Source organism: Calothrix sp. CBUCES-K 9914, assembly GCF_059640475.1.
Map to the genome: position 1 here is coordinate 1 of NZ_JBXXZH010000213.1, position 16,343 is coordinate 16,343.

General features: G+C 38.6%; 14 protein-coding genes and 1 pseudogene. 7 read left to right on the forward strand and 8 right to left on the reverse strand.

Annotation, left to right across the window (positions count from 1 at the left end):
• The first annotated feature begins 240 nt into the window (after nucleotides 1-240).
• Entirely contained in the window at nucleotides 241-3,264 is a 3,024-nt protein-coding gene (locus AC2JBO_RS33455; RefSeq protein WP_496957949.1) for an NHLP bacteriocin export ABC transporter permease/ATPase subunit, read from the forward strand.
• A 966-nt stretch (nucleotides 3,265-4,230) separates the two neighbouring features.
• On the opposite strand, the gene AC2JBO_RS33460 is transcribed toward AC2JBO_RS33455, so the two are convergent.
• Nucleotides 4,231-5,283, reverse strand: a complete 1,053-nt coding sequence (locus tag AC2JBO_RS33460) for a TraB/GumN family protein (protein ID WP_496957950.1) — start codon at nucleotides 5,281-5,283, stop codon at nucleotides 4,231-4,233.
• 410 nt (nucleotides 5,284-5,693) lie between these two features.
• A complete protein-coding gene (locus AC2JBO_RS33465; RefSeq protein ID WP_496957951.1) occupies nucleotides 5,694-6,587 on the reverse strand; it encodes a LysR family transcriptional regulator in 894 nt (297 codons plus the stop codon).
• 134 nt (nucleotides 6,588-6,721) lie between these two features.
• Here AC2JBO_RS33465 and AC2JBO_RS33470 point away from each other — a divergent pair, with 134 nt between their 5' ends.
• Both AC2JBO_RS33470 and AC2JBO_RS33475 read left to right on the forward strand, forming a co-directional pair.
• The gene (locus AC2JBO_RS33470) at nucleotides 6,722-7,600 is read left to right on the forward strand and encodes an aspartoacylase (protein ID WP_496957961.1); all 879 of its coding nucleotides are present in this window, start codon (nucleotides 6,722-6,724) and stop codon (nucleotides 7,598-7,600) included.
• Nucleotides 7,601-7,732: 132 nt separating this feature from the next.
• On the forward strand, nucleotides 7,733-8,182 hold the full coding sequence (locus AC2JBO_RS33475; protein WP_496957952.1) for a hypothetical protein: 450 nt from the start codon (nucleotides 7,733-7,735) through the stop codon (nucleotides 8,180-8,182).
• Nucleotides 8,183-8,627: 445 nt separating this feature from the next.
• Here the strand turns inward: AC2JBO_RS33475 and AC2JBO_RS33480 are convergent, their stop codons facing one another.
• On the reverse strand, nucleotides 8,628-8,816 hold the full coding sequence (locus AC2JBO_RS33480; RefSeq protein WP_496957953.1) for a hypothetical protein: 189 nt from the start codon (nucleotides 8,814-8,816) through the stop codon (nucleotides 8,628-8,630).
• On the opposite strand from AC2JBO_RS33480, the gene AC2JBO_RS33485 reads away from it, so the two are divergent.
• On the forward strand, nucleotides 8,752-9,441 hold the full coding sequence (locus AC2JBO_RS33485) for a histone deacetylase family protein (protein WP_496957962.1): 690 nt from the start codon (nucleotides 8,752-8,754) through the stop codon (nucleotides 9,439-9,441). The two genes, AC2JBO_RS33480 and AC2JBO_RS33485, sit on opposite strands and share 65 nt — an antisense overlap.
• 107 nt (nucleotides 9,442-9,548) lie before the next feature.
• On the opposite strand, the gene AC2JBO_RS33490 is transcribed toward AC2JBO_RS33485, so the two are convergent.
• From AC2JBO_RS33490 to AC2JBO_RS33500, 3 genes are all read right to left on the reverse strand, one after another.
• Nucleotides 9,549-9,971 carry a type II toxin-antitoxin system VapC family toxin gene (locus AC2JBO_RS33490; protein WP_496957954.1) on the reverse strand — a complete coding sequence of 141 codons (423 nt, stop codon included), beginning with the start codon at nucleotides 9,969-9,971 and terminating at the stop codon, nucleotides 9,549-9,551.
• A 4-nt stretch (nucleotides 9,972-9,975) separates the two neighbouring features.
• A complete protein-coding gene (locus AC2JBO_RS33495) occupies nucleotides 9,976-10,251 on the reverse strand; it encodes a type II toxin-antitoxin system prevent-host-death family antitoxin (protein ID WP_496957955.1) in 276 nt (91 codons plus the stop codon).
• 151 nt (nucleotides 10,252-10,402) lie between these two features.
• The gene (locus tag AC2JBO_RS33500; protein ID WP_496957956.1) at nucleotides 10,403-10,522 is read right to left on the reverse strand and encodes a type II toxin-antitoxin system Phd/YefM family antitoxin; all 120 of its coding nucleotides are present in this window, start codon (nucleotides 10,520-10,522) and stop codon (nucleotides 10,403-10,405) included.
• Nucleotides 10,523-10,698: 176 nt separating this feature from the next.
• On the opposite strand from AC2JBO_RS33500, the gene AC2JBO_RS33505 reads away from it, so the two are divergent.
• Together AC2JBO_RS33505 and AC2JBO_RS33510 are read left to right on the forward strand one after the other, a co-directional pair.
• Complete coding sequence (locus AC2JBO_RS33505; RefSeq protein WP_496957957.1) at nucleotides 10,699-11,577, forward strand: nucleoside hydrolase; 879 nt, start codon at nucleotides 10,699-10,701, stop codon at nucleotides 11,575-11,577.
• A gap of 470 nt (nucleotides 11,578-12,047) precedes the next feature.
• Entirely contained in the window at nucleotides 12,048-12,275 is a 228-nt protein-coding gene (locus tag AC2JBO_RS33510) for a hypothetical protein (protein WP_496957958.1), read from the forward strand.
• Nucleotides 12,276-12,349: 74 nt separating this feature from the next.
• Here AC2JBO_RS33510 and AC2JBO_RS33515 read toward each other — a convergent pair whose 3' ends face one another.
• Nucleotides 12,350-13,984 carry an ArnT family glycosyltransferase gene (locus AC2JBO_RS33515; protein ID WP_496957959.1) on the reverse strand — a complete coding sequence of 545 codons (1,635 nt, stop codon included), beginning with the start codon at nucleotides 13,982-13,984 and terminating at the stop codon, nucleotides 12,350-12,352.
• Nucleotides 13,985-14,199: 215 nt separating this feature from the next.
• Between AC2JBO_RS33515 and AC2JBO_RS33520 the strand changes: the two genes are divergently transcribed.
• Complete coding sequence (locus AC2JBO_RS33520; protein WP_496957960.1) at nucleotides 14,200-14,868, forward strand: HAD family hydrolase; 669 nt, start codon at nucleotides 14,200-14,202, stop codon at nucleotides 14,866-14,868.
• 914 nt (nucleotides 14,869-15,782) lie between these two features.
• On the opposite strand, the pseudogene AC2JBO_RS33525 reads toward AC2JBO_RS33520, so the two are convergent.
• A pseudogene (locus AC2JBO_RS33525) lies at nucleotides 15,783-16,343 on the reverse strand (filamentous hemagglutinin N-terminal domain-containing protein); the annotation flags it as partial.

Below are 16,343 nucleotides of genomic sequence, written 5' to 3' on the forward strand. Positions count from 1 at the left end.
CGTCGGTTTTTACGAAATAATGGGCGCCACCCCCGAATCGCCAGCGGTATCCTTGTAGGAGAGAGGTAACAATGTGGTTTATTTACCCAAAAATAGCTGTAATACATTTTCGGATTTCGCTTTTCCTCTCGCTGCATATGTTATTGCTCGCCAGAAATATTAGTAAACAGTAGCGCTTGTTGATGTTCTGTAGATATACAGGTGCCGCTTGCATATCAGAGTGAAAAGGAGATATTAAGGATGCTGGCAGAACATAAACATAATATAGATATAAATGATTATGGTGAAGTTTATTCCTTTAAAAGCAATGAGCCGTTGTTACTTGACAACCCTGGCGCCGTTTGGTTGGTAAAGTCCGGCGCCTTAGCATTGTTTGCCATAAGTGTAGAACATGGTACACCAAAAGGTCGGCGCCGTTATTTAGCCACAGTCAAAGCTGGTGAGGCGATGTTTTCGGCGACGTGTTCATTAAATGGACAGCATCAAATTCTCGCTGTCAGTTTAGAAGAGAGCGAAATTATACGAATTTCTCAACCAGACTTTTGCGTATTAATTAAACGAGATATTAATATTATTAATCGTAACATTAATCAAAATACGAATATAAATCTTTATAGAAATAAACAAATTCCAGCAATTCAATTAATCGAAAGATGGGTAAATATTCTTGGAACATCAGTATCGACGATTACATCATCTAAGCTACCAACACCATCACAGGCGCCGGGATGTGCCGTATTAGGAGACAGTGAAGTATTTCAACCACCGTATGAAAAAGTAATTTGGGTAAAAGTATTACAAGGACAAGCTAATTTATTAGGATTAGATAATTTAGATATTACTCCAGATACAGCAAGAATTCCTTTAGAGAAAAATTTATGGTTACAAGCGCGCGCTGAAGTTCTGGAAATTAACTCAGCTTGTATTACAGAAAATGAAGGGGGGTTATATTTAGATTCACAATTTTTACTCAACGGTTTACATGAACTACAAAGTTTTGTACTGCAAGCAATAAGTCAAGTTGAATATCAAGAAACACAAGCAGAACTCGCGCGCGCAAAAGAACGCCAAAGGTTAAATAATCAAGCTATAGCTAGCACTTTATCTGAATTTGCTGGTATATTTGAACCAGAAAAAGCAAAAGTCATACCTGCTACACCAATAAACACCGAAGATGCAGAGAAGTTATATGTTAAATCTTTGTTGTTTGCTGCTGGTGTAGTAGGGAGAGTGTTGGGTATCACTATCAACCCTCCTGCTTCATCTGAAGATTTACAACGAGTACGCGACCCACTCGACGCTATTGCGCGCGCTTCCCATATCCGCGTTCGTCGTATTACACTGCAAGGTGAATGGTGGAAGCAAGACAGTGGGCCGCTCGTTGCATATAAATTAGAGGATAATCGTCCTATTGCTTTATTACCTGTTTCTGAAAGTCGTTATGAAATAATTGACCCCGTTCTACAAAAACGGTTGCCATGTAATCAAAAAATGGCAGCAACGTTATCACCTGTTGCATATACTTTCTATCGTCCGTTACCAGAAACGCAAAATTTCCTGTCCTTAATGAAATTTGCTCTGTATGGACGTTCTAAGGAAATGCTGACTATTTTGTTTGGTGGGATAGCAACTACTTTACTCGGTATGATGACACCACAAGCAACAGCACTTATTATTGACCAAGCTATACATGACCGTAGTGATAAGTCGTTATTGTTTCAACTTGCTTTAGGATTAATCGCAACTACAATAGGCGCCACATTATTTCAACTCACACAGGGTTTTGCATTAATGCGGTTGGAAACTTACGCTGATACTACCACCCAAGCAGCAGTATGGGATAGATTATTAAAACTCAAACCCTCATTCTTCCGTGCATTCTCAATAGGTGACTTAAGCGCGCGGGTTTCTGTAATCACTCAAATTCGTCAAAAACTTAGCAATACTTTACTTAAAAGCTTTTTTTCTAGTGTATTCTCCCTACTCAACTTAGGATTATTGTTTTATTACAGCGTCCCACTAGCACTTGTTGCCACACTCGTAGCTTTAGTCAACGTCGTAGTTACAATTATCTCTGGTGTTCTTACCATTCAAAAAGTCCGTCCACTATTAAACCAACAAGGTAAACTATTTGGGATGATGGTGCAAATTATTGGTGGAGTATCAAAATTTCGCTGTTCTGGAGCAGAAGCTAGAGCATTTGCTTACTGGGGTAGTCAATATCGCCACCAATTACAATTAACAATGGCATCGCAAAGTATCGAAGATAACTTAGTAGTAGTTAATAATATACTTTCTGCACTAACTCCTGCTGTCATGTTTGGATGTGCAACCAGCTTACTAACATCACAAGCTGATGGTGGTTTCACTACAGGTACTTTTTTAGCATTTAACGCCGCATTTGGAACATTTATTAGCGGCGCCACCAGTTTAAGCACCACCGTTGTCGATATATTAGAAACACTACCGTTATGGGAACGCGCGCAACCAATATTCAAAGCAACACCCGAAGTTGACACCACGAAAGCAGACCCAGGAAGGTTATCTGGGAAAATAGATATAAAAAATATTGTATTTCGCTACCGTAACGATGGACCATTAACATTGGATGATGTCTCCATTAAAGCTTCCCCAGGAGAATTTATTGCACTAGTTGGACCAAGTGGCAGCGGTAAATCAACATTATTTAGATTATTATTAGGATTTGACGCTCCAGAATCAGGAAGCTTGTACTTAGATGGACAAGACCTAGCTGGTTTAGATATCAATGCAGTACGGCGCCAGTTAGGGGTAGTATTACAAAACAGTCGCTTAATGTCCGCTTCTATATTTGAGAACATTTCGAGTAATGCTGTTTTATCAATGGAAGAAGCATGGGAAGCAGCACATATGGCAGGTTTAGCTGATGATATTAACTCAATGCCAATGAAAATGCACACCGTAGTCAGCGAAGGGGGTACAAACTTATCAGGTGGACAACGACAAAGACTACTTATCGCGCGCGCTTTAGCATTACGTCCACGCATATTACTATTCGACGAAGCAACCAGCGCACTCGATAACAGAACCCAAGCAATAGTCAGTGAAAGCTTAGAAAAACTCAACGTTACCCGTATAGTAGTAGCACACCGTCTCAGCACCATACGCAACGCTGATAAAATTTATGTTTTACAAAACGGTAAATTAGTTCAACAAGGTAACTTTGACCAACTCGCACAGCAACCAGGTTTGTTTAGTCAGTTGATTAGGCGCCAAAAATTATAAAATTAGATTATTAAATCTTGTGGAGCGGGCATCCCTGCCCGCCATTAAATATAAAATATTTATTAATGCTCACTTCTGCACTCAAATGTTAAAACCCTAACCGGACACGAAAGTGAACGCGCGCTTTCGTCGTTACACAGTGCGAGCGCTCGCAAGCCTCAGCAATAGCAGCATTCGAGAAAATGCACGAACACTAAAACAAAAATTCTCACCTATCATCCTTATCTGATTTAGTGCTTGTATCAACTATAATTGCAGTTTTATGTCATCTAGGTGTCAAGCTTTCATTAAAAAGTTGGCGTAAACAGAGATTTTCTATATTTGAGATTAACTGTAATTTAATAATGTAAGCAAAAACACGGAGCCAATCAAAAGATGATTATTGCTTAGGAAATGGCAGGTGTTTTTACTTTCATCCATAACAATAATTTGAATTTATCTTAATAGGAGTTAATTGTCCAACGCTTTTTCAAGTCTGTGGCAACAATCGCTATTTTTGGGCTTATAATTTTTTATTTATAGGCGCCCGTGCGCTTGGCATGGCTCCCGCCACCCCTTTGCTTTTTGGTTACTTTTTAGTATTTATGTATTATTTTATATTCGGTGTGATTTAAATATTTATAGTTTATTTTTTAGTTATTGTAATTAATCAATTTTTTTAATGATATTAATGTACAAAATATTGCAACCAAATACGCAATATAAATGTTTTGATCATGGGTGTCAGTACCTTGAATCCGAAGGTTGGCTATTGGTGTGGTGGCAGAAAGACAGGTTTAAAAGATAAAAAAATAATTACAATTAGACTGAGTATGGCTATTGAATATAATACGTATGTCATGAGGTTAGTTCCTGATTAACTTTAAATTCAAAAAACTATTTGAAGTGCGAAGCCTACCAGCCCGATCTAAACATCGCACCTCAGAACAGCATTCGCCAACGCAAACTCATTTAAGGCTTGTTTGATTAATTGTTCATTCTGGAAATTCTTTCCATCATTTTACCAGCCAATATCTCAGCTTCAACTCTAGCATTCTCATCTCCGTTGTTTGCCAGTTCATTAAGTCTATTCATTTCGGTAACTAAGTTGTTAACAGCCAGCAACTCTACTACCCGTACAGGCGACATATTCATCGCAGCAGCCACCCTTAGTATATCTGTGGGGTGGACATGGTTCTCCCTTAGCAGTTTTTCTTGCCTTACTGCTTCTTGGGCGTAAGCATCATTTGGGTAAGGATGGAGAAACAATAGATCAAAATCGCTCGCTATTAGCGGGTTATTTGTCGCTGTGCTGGGCAGCGTAGCAAAGGGAGAATTGAGAGTTGGCACTATTACGGGCTGATTGACATCTGCCACCAAAGCCCAGATTTGTAAAATGGCTTCAACCGATTCGTAGATATTTATACATGCTCTTGCGATAGTCACAACACCTCCTCTAAGAACTTCTTTCAGTAAGGTAAAAGCGGATTTGAACCTACTGAATAGATGAAGTTGCCCTACGACAAAGATTCCGCGCTCGCCAGGATATTTACAAAAATAATTGAGAATTGCGTCTGCCATATACTTATTTCTAGCACCACCATCGGTGTCAACTGCTACAATCTTCATTCCGCATAGACGAGCTTTTTCCAACATCAACAAGTAAGGTATATCAGAAGGCAGAAGATTAGAAGTTTTATCCCCACCGCAAGAGGCTGGTAATTGCGACAAATCCCCTGTTTGCAAGAAATTATTAATATCTCTCTGTTCGTCTGCGGATACTTCAACGAAAAGAACTTTTACTCCATGTGCGGCTGCAACTTCAATAAACTCTGGGTGCATATAGCGACCTTCATAGTTATGATATTCACCCAAACAAACCAGTTGATTCTCTTCAACTAGCCTGCCCATAGTTTGTAAAGGCATCTCGCGGTATTGAGTCATCCATTCTTGTACATCATGAATCACCTGTGCTGGATTCTCATATCCACATTGGTGCAAAAGTCGTTGGGCTGTTTGATAATTTGGTTTTAGCAGCATGTTTCTTCCTGGAATGCTTGTGAAAGCATGATAATAAGGTATTATTTATGCTCAAGTCAATTCAAAAATTGGTATTGAACAATTCTAAATTGGCATAATAGGGCAGACACATCTCAAAGTGTCACAAGCTTTTTTGACCGGGCACACAAAATATGGTCTAAACAGGAAAAAATTATAGTCTAATTAAAGACTTCATTGCGGTTCTTGCGAATGTGAAAACTTTTTCAGCAAACTAAGTAGGTAAACTCAAATAAACAGAACTATGTAACGAAAGGTAAAACTATTAAAGTGCTTGTCTTTGCTTCGTTCCACTGGCTGCGGACATAGTTATGAATTTTTCCACTTACCTACTTATACGCTTGTATTGTGTGCCACAGTATCCCTGTTCACACTTTTTCGCGTAGCAAAATTTAGTTGCCTGCAATCTCTCTAACTAATTCTCGAAATTCTCGCAATATGATAGATTCATCGTTATCTCTCCAAAGTGTAGCGAGCTGGATTTCTAGGTTAAAGCCTGCAATTGGTCTGTAGACAACTCCCTGACGCTGAATATTTTGGGCATTCTGCAAAACAAGTGATATTCCAAGTTCAGCAGAAACTAAACTCAATACAGTCAGCAACCAAGTCCCTTCTTGGGCAATTTTCGGTTTGTGACCAAAAACCTGCTCGCAAAAGTTAATAATTTGCTGATAGAAACGAACTTCTTTTGATGAAGGGAAAATAAAAAGTTCATCCTTTAACGCCAGGAGTGGAATTTCAGAATAAGCGACCAATGGATGAGACTCAGGTAAAGCAACCACCAATGGTTCTGACAAAATAGGCATGGATTCTAAATCTGGATGATGCTCGTCGTGAGGCAAAAATTCAAACCCGATATCAATTTGGTAATTAAGTAACTGGTGTATTTGCTCTTGAGGTGCTAACTCGCGTATTATTTGCTTGACATCGGGACGACGACCACGAAAAACTCTCAATATGTTTGGGAGAAGACTGTTGGCAATCGAACTATTGCTGCCGATCACTAATTGCCCTATTTCACCACGACTGGCTCTGTAGGCACGTCTTTTTGCCCGTTCTAGTTGCTGAACAATGTCGGGAACATCCGATAAAAACACTATTCCCGCAGGTGTTAGCTGGAGCGGGCGTGTTGTTCGATCAATCAGTCTAAAATTTAAGTCCCTTTCCAAGCGTTTAATATGATTGCTGAGAACAGGCTGGTCAATATCAAGCAATTCAGCAGTTCGACCAAAGTGAAGTTCTGATGATGCTAAAGCGATAAAGTAGTTTAAGTCTTGTACTTCCATATTGCAATCCCTTATTGTATAGGCATTATGCCGATTCAGTTTTTTTTTATTCTGATTTGGCTCTTTCAATACTTGATAAATACATTTACCATGCTTTTGTAGGTATTGTGAACGACTTGGGCATGAAACAAAATATTAAGAACATCAACCAAGCTGTAATTATTGGTGGAATGCACGGGAATGAACTCATTGGAGTACATTTAATTAAATTATTTGAGCGACTGCCGCATCTAATTCAGCGACAAAGCTTTGAAACTACGACATTATTGGGTAATCCTCAAGCTGTTGCTCTATGCAGACGCTATGTAGATAAAGATTTAAACCGATGTTTTACCAATCAGGATATGCAAAACCCGACACTCTCAAGCTACGAAGATAAACAGGCCAAACAAATTTACAAAACTCTCGATTTAAAAAATCAGTCGCAGACACGTATGTTTGTGGATTTACACGGTACAACTGCAAATATGGGAATCACGCTGATTTTAGTCAAGCTTCACCCATTACTACTGCACTTATCAGCCTATTTAAGTTCAATACATCCAGAAGTGAGGGTTCTTTACATGCCATCCTATTCTGAAAATGGTTTTCTAATTTCACTTTGCCAGTTGGGTTTGGCATTGGAAGTTGGAGCAATACCTCAAGGTGTGTTGAATGCTGATTTATTTCAAAAAACCCAGGAAATAGTTTATCGAATACTGGATTATATAGAGGCATTTAACCAAGGTTCAATTGAATTAAAAAATAATACCCTCACATTCTATGAATATGTAGAAGCCATTGATTACCCGAAAAATGAGCATGGAGAAATTGAAGCAATGATTTACCCCCAGCTACAGTTTAGAGATTATCAACCTTTAAATCCAGGTGCCCCAATTTTCTTAACTTTTGCAGGTAGAACAATTACCTACGATGGGGAATCAACAGTTTACCCGGTTTTTATCAATGAAGCAGCTTACTATGAGAAAGGTATTGCCATGTGTGTAACAAAAAAACAGGAGATCATTGTTTAATGAGAGAGGTATTCCAATACTACTGGCTTAAGGATATAAAGTAGGCTGAAACCACCTTGAAGTATCTTTGTCGGTAATCGCTAAAAAAGTCTTTATCGAAATCGTCTTTTACTAGTTTAAAAGGAGCCAACCATGAGTAAGTTAAAACACGCCTTGATTTTTCTAGCAGCCTTGTTACCAATAACCGCTTCTAAAGTTAATGCCCAGACATTTATTGATCTGCCTGGACTAATGCAATGGCAGATTATTCACGATATGGAACAGAATGGGAATTACAAAAAACCTTTCGCAGTTAAATATCGTTCTTCGTATCCTCCAGATTTTATTAAAGCCTTGCAACAATGTAACAACAGGAGAATTTATAGTTTTATTGATGTACAACGAGTGACTGAGAACGTTGATTTTGACCATCCGCTACTATTGCGAAGAGCAAGAGAATGCGGAGCGATAAGTTCAGCAAGGCTTGAAGAGCTACTCCATTACCAACGGAGATATTACGACGTTGATAAACCAGACATGATAAACAATATCAGAAGGCTTGAACCAGATGGGGCAAATTTAGTTGATCCTCCCAGACGTTGATGGTTTCATCTTTTGTAGCATTGAGGCTGTCCACCGAGAGGTAGAGGCGAGGGGAGTTTTGCCATGTGTTTGACTACTGTTAGTAATTGAACGATTCTCAACTCTCCTATCTTGCCCTTACTCGCCCTATATGCTCGTCTCCTCCTGTTCTACATGCCTAACAAGCTTGGAGCATCTTCCAAAAAAACTTTTCCCCAGCAGGTATTACTGTGCGTTCGCTCATTTTTGGATCGTAAGAGTTAATTAAGCCTTATAGAGCTTATAATCCAGACTATTCAAGCTCTTCAGGCATTTTTGCCCAATACAGAGCTTTTAACCATTTTATGATTTACGCCATCCCCATACCTTAAATAATCGCCTCTCAGGGGCTTGTGTGATGGTTATAAATTTTACTCATAATTAACGGTTTACTTAGAAATCGCCTTTTTCCTTTTACATTAAGGCTTTAATTACTCTTCGACTCTGAAAATAAGCGAACGCCCAGCACTGAAATACTTCCTAATATTTTTCCTAATCGATATATACAGCGATTTAATGAAGAAAACCCAGTTGCTTTAGCGGGCTGGTATATCGGTGATGCTGCGGCGCCTATCGGAGAAAATACATGGCGAAACGCATTTGGAAGTGTCGGCACCTCCTTTAAAGCTGCATCACAATTACAAAGTGGAGAATTGGCTGCGTATGCTTTGTGTAGACCGAGTGGACATCATGCTTGCCGAGATATGGCAATGGGAATGTGCTTTTTGAATAATGTGGCCATAGCTGCTCAAGTTCTGCGTCAGAAGTTTCAACGAGTAGCTATTTTAGATATTGACATGCATCATGGTAACGGTACGCAACAGATTTTTTCTGAGCGTGCGGATGTATTGACCTTATCAATTCATGGCGACCCAAGCAACTTTTACCCATTTTATACTGGGTTTGAACAAGAAATTGGTGATTGCGAAGGAGAGGGAACCAACCTCAATTTACCATTACATAAAGGAACTAGGGAAACAGCTTACCTAGAAGCTTTAAATACTGCTGGGAATAAAATATTGGAGTTTGGTGCCCAAGCTTTGATTGTTGCAACTGGTTTTGATACATTTAAAGATGACCCACTATCATGTTTTAAACTTGATTCGTCTTCCTACTACGCAATAGGCAAAGCTATTCGTTCTTTGAAACTACCCACACTATTTGTACAAGAAGGAGGGTATTTTGTTGCTGCATTACGAGAAAATGTTCGACAACTAGTTGTAGGATTTGAGAGCGTTTAATTTTCCAGTCGGCGCCAAAAATTGTAAAGTTAGATTATTTAATCTTGCGGAGCAGCCTTCCCAGGCTGCCATTAAATATAAAATATTTATTATGCCGAAAGCTCTACTTAATTCATTACCAACCAATTTTCTATTGTTAGGTTTTGAAAATCAGAATAATCAGCAACGTTATTTGTAACTAAAATTAAGTTATTTACTTGAGCTATTGCAGCAATTTGTCCATCAGCATATGCTGGAGTTTTACCAATTTTTGTCAGTCTTGCTCGTTCCGCTGCAAACCACTCAGCAGCTGCGGTATCATAGGCAAGGAGAGGTATTTTATGTTTCACTTGTGTATGTAAGTATGCTTCAATAATTGGACGCTTTTTCGATTCAACTGGTAGACGATAACAGCCAAATAGAAGCTCATGAAACACTACAGTTGCAGTAGTAATTTCGCCTGAATATTGCAGTAGCATCCTTACTACGTTTGGATTTGGGCAGGGGCGTAACGGCTCTGAGAGAATATTAGTATCTAAAAGAAAGCGCATAAAATTAAAATATTACCTCACGCCCAGATGATTGATCTCTTACATTAGCAAAAACTTCATCTGGATTTATATCTGCTGCTTCTAAAGCATACTCCTGTCTAAATCTTTCTACAGATTCCCAAAAGTTTGGTCTTTTATTAAGCAATTTTTCATATTCTACTTGAGAAAGTATAACAGCAATCTGTTTACCCTGCTGAGTAATTTGGATTGCTTCGCCTTGTTCAGCTTCCTGAATAATTTTGTCTAAATTAGGGGGAATTTGTTCGATTGAATATTGCATAAATAGAATTATTTACTTAAATCGATTTTTACCTATCGATATATTAGCATTCTTATTCGACATTATCAGTAACCCAGCACATAAATGGATGGGCATTAAGCAACACCGTCATTCGTTTTCATCTGCTGGGTAGAGAAAAATACTTAAAATATCATCCGGTAAGGGCAAGAGGAGTACCTTCCTGAGAAATAATAACCTCTTCTCCCGATAATACTCGCTGAAACAGTTCTGTAAATCCAGCTTGAGCTTCAGGGATTTCAGTACTATACATATTTAATTTCTCCTATTCTTTACCACTATAGCAGCCCGCGCGGTAAATTTGTTAACCATTGGTTATCAAATCCTGCATTTTTTAATAAATTTTGACAACTACTTGTTGTCAATTCTGTTAATGTAGAAAGTTTACATGATAATTTAATCAAACTCTTCGATGAATAATCGTTCGTTATGACTATCGATGTAATTTTTGATATGGAAACGCGAGACCCGGATGATATGTTTGCTTTGTGCTTCCTTTGTTCTCATCCTTCGGTTGCCTTACGAGCAGTTACAATTAATCCAGGTTCTAAAGCCCAAATAGGAGTTATCCGTCACATCCTGCATCGTCTCAATAAAGATAATATTCCAGTCGGTGCGCGAAATCCTGATTCTATTAAAGATGCGGTGTCAGAATTTCATTATGAATTTCTTGGAATTATTCCACCAAAAGAACCAGATGATTTTGCCGATAATCTGATAGCCACTACTATTGATTTATATCCAGATGCGGTAGTACTTACTGGCGCCCCATTGCACAATTTAAGACTATTGCTAAAAAATCATCCTTCAATAACAATTAAACGTTGGGTAGGACAAGGTGGGTTTGCAGGGGATAACGTCGTACCACCTGAATTCCGTTTACCTAAATTTAATGGCATTGAAACTTGTCTAACATTTAATTTTAATGGCGACCCAAAAGCTGCGCTAACTTTATTATCCTCTAAACAGGTTATAAGTAGAGATATTGTCTCAAAAAATGTTTGTCACGGAGTAATTTATAATCAAGAGTTTCATGAATGTATGAAACCATTCCAGAATAACTCTGCTGGTCTCAATCTTATATATAGTGGTATGAAGTTATACCTTAAGTCTCGACCAGAGGGAAAGATGTTTCACGACCCTTTAGCCGCGTGCATCACTGTAAACAGGAGTATAGCAACATTCCGAGAAGTAGAGATTTACCGTAAAAGTGGAGAATGGGGAGCGCATCTTGCCAATAACACGAATACATTTATAACGATTGCTATTGAGCATAAGTCTTTTTTTCAAACACTTACACAATCATAATCTTTTGTAGCTTGCATTTGTAGGAGTAAGTAGCTTTACGCACGATCAGAAATTTTGACAACCACTGGTTGTCAAATAATAGAGTCGAGAAACGCTCGGCATTGGTAACATTTTGTTTTATCCCATTTCAAATTTACCTCAAAATCGATAGAATATTTGGAAGAATGAGACAAAGGTTATATATATGGCTGAAATTGAAGATTACGGGATTACTGTAGAAGAATATTTAGAGGGACTAGAAAAAGGTGTCGATGTTTTGGAATTAAGGCGCCTTGAGGAATGGGGGTTCCTACAGATTTAGCTTTGGAACTTATGACTCTTATACCCAAAGTAGCAAATCGTACAGCGACACCTGACGAAATTGTTAGAAGTTTAATGATTATGTCGCCCCCTCTTAGACAAATTAAATAAGGTTTTACCCCAAAAGTCGATAAAATATTAGGTAGGATAGGAAAACAAGGGTTATATCTATGTCGGAGATAAAAGATTACGGCGTTACTGTGGAAGAATACTTAGAGGGATTAGAAAAAGGTATTGATATTTTAGAACTGAGGCGCCTGGAAGAATGGGGAATTCCTACAGATTTGGCGTTAGAACTTATGCAAATTACACCCAAAGTAGCTAATGGCACAGCGACCCCAGAAGAAGTTGTTAGAGGTTTACTGATTATGTCACCACCTCTTAGAAAAACTAAGTAGTGTTTTTTAGAGATTTAATTATATTAATTAAGTTGGGACTGGGACAGGCAGGGATGCCTGTTCCACAATACAATTCAAATTCCATACGCGCGCGGATATGGTTTTAGTAGTTTGTTTGCTTGATATACGTGAATATTATTAACTACTACACCACCGCGTTTAATTGGGACTTTTGCAATTTCGTTGAAGCTGTTGAAGTGAGATTTGTAGCTTGTCATTAAATCTTTTCTGGTGATGAATGCTTCGGTTGTAATATATAAAGCGTCTTTGCCTAGCCATTCATCTGGTTTTGACCAAAATGCAAACCCACGTATATCATAACCAATATCGAAACAGGTAATTGGTATGTTAGATATTGGGTGGAGTGCCATTGCGATGAGTCCACCATAATAATAGCGGTTGGTAAATATAAAGTTAGATGTTTTTAAAGCTTCGCGTAATACTTCAGACTCTGCAAAACCACTTCGTACTTGTTGAATGTCCATTAATTCTGTAGAAGATGGGTCATTTTGCGGCGCCACAAATCCTCCAAATATGGCAGAGTTGCTAGGTTTTTGCAGTGTACCAGTTGTAATATGTAGCAGCAAAAATAGTAAAATAGTAGAAACCGTAACTCCTGTACCAATTAGCCATCGCCACACCGAACGTTTTGAGCGATTATACCAAATTACAGCTTGCTGTCCTAGTAATAAAGTAACTCCCCAAAATCCTGGCATTGACCAAGCAGGTAGTATCTGTCTATACCCACCAATTAAATTAAATCCTAAAATCAATGGTAAAGATAGCCATAAAATAAATATGTTTTTTAGATTTTTAAAATCTTGAAACTCTTTACATTCTGTATCTACAGACTTTTTTGTAAAAAATTGAGTAACTTGGTTTAATGTGGTTTTTAGAGTTATCCGCCATAGTGGAAACCCGATGGTCGGAAATAAATAACCTATCCCTATTAAACACACGAGTAAAACATTTAGAAAATTATAGCCGACTCTAGGCACCGCGCGCTCTGACTGAAAAAGAAACGAAACCCAGTCATGTTGTATATTCCAATACAAAATTGGTGAGATAGTTAGCAAAAATAATCCAACACCTAACCATGTCCAAACAGAACTAAAAACTCTACGATGTTGCTGACTTGTTAAACAAAAACCAACTAGCCCAAATCCTAAAATAAAACCATGATATTTACTCAAGCAAGCTAAACCTACTAAAACCGAAAGAATAGTCAAACGGTAACTAGGAATATATTTACCCGGTGGAAAATCTTTATCTTCCTTAAAAAATTCGCAAACTGCACAGTATAAACTTGCTGACCAAAAAAACATCAGCGGATTATCGGGTAAAGCTAATGTACCAAACGCAAGCTGATATATTGGTGTTACTGTCGCAATTGCCAACGTTAAAGTCGCTGCCTTGACTGAAAATAATCTGGCACTTGTTAAATACAATAGTACCAAACTGCCTGTATGTAAAATTAAGGCGCCTAAGCGAATAGTAAATTGGGATACATTACCAGTCAACCAAGGTCCCAAACCAGTAGAAAAAGCCACAAGCAGCGGATGGTCAAAGTAACTCCAGTCTAAGTGCAGGCTATAAACGTAATAATATGCTTCATCAAAGCTCGGATAAAGCCAGAAAGCAATCAAACTTCTAAACACCAGTCCTCCAAGCAGCATCGTAAGCGCTAGCTTGTTACTTTTCTTAGCCATCCTTTTCTGGGCTACTTGCATTCTGTATCTCTACATATATAATTCCAACTTGAATAACCTAGCGTAAAACTGTGCCATTTTGTAACAAAATATTCGAGTACATGTTTCATCTTGCCAATGGTTCAAATTACATCCTCAAATCATACAAACCATAGGATGAGGTTTCTCATCAGCTTAGGGAGTAGTTTAAAAGCACTAACTGATGGAATAAAACGATGGCACTTAAGGGTGTACTTTTAGATGTTGATGGCACGCTCGTTATAAGTAACGATGCTCATGCACAAGCTTGGGTAGAAGCGTTTGCCGACTTTGGCTATACGGTAGAGTTTGACCAGGTTCGTCCTTTGATAGGGATGGGTGGTGACCAGATAGTACCAAAGTTTGCCCCAGGTTTATCGGGTGAAGAAGGTGAAGGTAAAAAAATTGCCGACCGTCGTAAGGAGTTGATAATTAATAAATTTGGTAAAACTCTGGCGCCTGCACCTGGAACACACGATTTAATTATGAAGGTGCAAAATCAGGGTTTAAAAACGATGATAGCCAGTTCGGCAACCACTGAAGAACTGAGTGTACTACTAAAAGCAGCAGGTGTTGATGACCTGTTGAGTGAGGACAATGCAACAACTTCTTCGGATGCAGAGTCATCAAAACCTGAACCAGATATAGTTGAAGCAGCACTAGAGAAAATAGGATTGGAGGCGCCGTCCGTTATAATGCTTGGCGATACTCCTTACGATATTGAATCTGCTGGCAAAGCTGGAGTAAAAGTGATCGCGTTTCGCTGCGGTGGTTTTGATGATAATCAATTAAGCAAAGCTATCGCTATTTACGATAATCCTGCTGATTTACTTGCACAATACGACAATTCACCATTAGCAAGATAACGTAGGGTGGAATAGCACTTACTTAAGCTTTATCGGCGCCAACAGAAAATTGGGTAGGGTGCGTGAAAGCTATTACAATTAGGCAGTGTAACGCAAAATACAGTGCTTTCACGCACCATTTAGTCGTTAAGTAAGTGCCATTCTAACGTAGGGTGCGTGACGCTATGAGCGGGCTTTCAATGTAATTATAAGACTTGTAGCGTCACGCACCATCTTTTAATTGTGGCAATATCGTGAGTCCTGAAATAATTGAGTGCGGCTGTAAAGTATAGTATATTAATGCACTACAGCCGCTTCTAGTAGTTCGTATCATAAGTTTTGGTCTGTAGAAAAAATGAACCGCAAAGGACGCAAAGGGCGCAAAGAAAGAATTAAGAAGAAAGAAAACCCCAGAATTCATGACACGAACCACTAGTGACTTAAATTATCTATGTAGTTTGGTATTTTTGCGAAGAGAATTCAATAGTCTTGATTTTCCATCGGTTCTTGACTAACGAAACTTAGACTTATGATTAATTTTAAATTGTCTAGTTTTTTATTGCAACATCATTATCTTTGTCAATGTGTTCAACTGTTCAAAAGAACAAAGTTGTAAACATTACACATCCAAACGGTTTAATTTTAACTGTACCTGAGTCTGTATCCACTCAACAAACGTCAAATGGTTTTTTGATTAAATTAATGGGAGAATAGCAGGTGCGTTATTCTCCGAGTCTAGAAGTTTCAATACATAGGGTTTGCTGAAAAACTCCACAAAACGAATCTGGACAACTAACCGAAGCTTGTGTAGAATCCTTATATCATCAGATTTTCAGGCTTAACCCGGTTTTCTGGTCGTTTGCTACTAAGACCTCTATCACTAATGCTGTTGAGTGTGTATGTCTTGCTAAATGCTGGAGAATCTGTAGTTATACTTAGTTCTGAACGTGCTGAACACACGCAACAGTGGTACTAGCTGCCGATGGAGTAGCTAGAGGGACTTGAGCAACAAGAAGAATTTCACCATTGGCATTTTTCACAAAACCCTGCGCTTCAATAATTGGAGATGAGGGAGTAGCTAGTAGGGGTACAAAGTCTTGCTTGGTTATTTGAGTTTGGGAATTTTCCAAAATTGCAAGTTGCCTTGAGTCAGCTGTACCCGGTAATGGTTGCAGTGGACTTGGTGGTAAACTGCCGTGTCCAGTCACAATAAATTCACCCAAAGGTTTCGCATTTAGTCCTCTTGGGCAAGTACTAGCAATTTTCCTAGTTGCATCAATAACTTCCCCAGGCAGTTCAATAATTGATTGAGTTGGTTGAACGGATGGTTGATTGATGTCAATTTGTCCTTGAATTCCAGATTGGGAGCTAGCGGTGATATCGCTTTTATTAGTAACTTGAGGACGCGGTTCAATACCGAAAATACCCTGAGTAGTGATGCTAACATTACCACCATTACCCGTAAATGCATTGGCGCCAATGTCGCTATCTTCCTT

Coding starts and splice junctions, on each gene's coding strand:
- AC2JBO_RS33490 (WP_496957954.1), bottom strand. CDS start 9,971: ATGCGCTTTCTTTTAGATACTAATATTCTCTCAGAGCCGTTACGCCCC.
- AC2JBO_RS33495 (WP_496957955.1), bottom strand. CDS start 10,251: ATGCAATATTCAATCGAACAAATTCCCCCTAATTTAGACAAAATTATT.
- AC2JBO_RS33510 (WP_496957958.1), top strand. CDS start 12,048: ATGTCGGAGATAAAAGATTACGGCGTTACTGTGGAAGAATACTTAGAG.
- AC2JBO_RS33475 (WP_496957952.1), top strand. CDS start 7,733: ATGAGTAAGTTAAAACACGCCTTGATTTTTCTAGCAGCCTTGTTACCA.
- AC2JBO_RS33515 (WP_496957959.1), bottom strand. CDS start 13,984: ATGGCTAAGAAAAGTAACAAGCTAGCGCTTACGATGCTGCTTGGAGGA.
- AC2JBO_RS33500 (WP_496957956.1), bottom strand. CDS start 10,522: ATGTATAGTACTGAAATCCCTGAAGCTCAAGCTGGATTTACAGAACTG.
- AC2JBO_RS33460 (WP_496957950.1), bottom strand. CDS start 5,283: ATGCTGCTAAAACCAAATTATCAAACAGCCCAACGACTTTTGCACCAA.
- AC2JBO_RS33505 (WP_496957957.1), top strand. CDS start 10,699: ATGACTATCGATGTAATTTTTGATATGGAAACGCGAGACCCGGATGAT.
- AC2JBO_RS33465 (WP_496957951.1), bottom strand. CDS start 6,587: ATGGAAGTACAAGACTTAAACTACTTTATCGCTTTAGCATCATCAGAA.
- AC2JBO_RS33455 (WP_496957949.1), top strand. CDS start 241: ATGCTGGCAGAACATAAACATAATATAGATATAAATGATTATGGTGAA.
- AC2JBO_RS33520 (WP_496957960.1), top strand. CDS start 14,200: ATGGCACTTAAGGGTGTACTTTTAGATGTTGATGGCACGCTCGTTATA.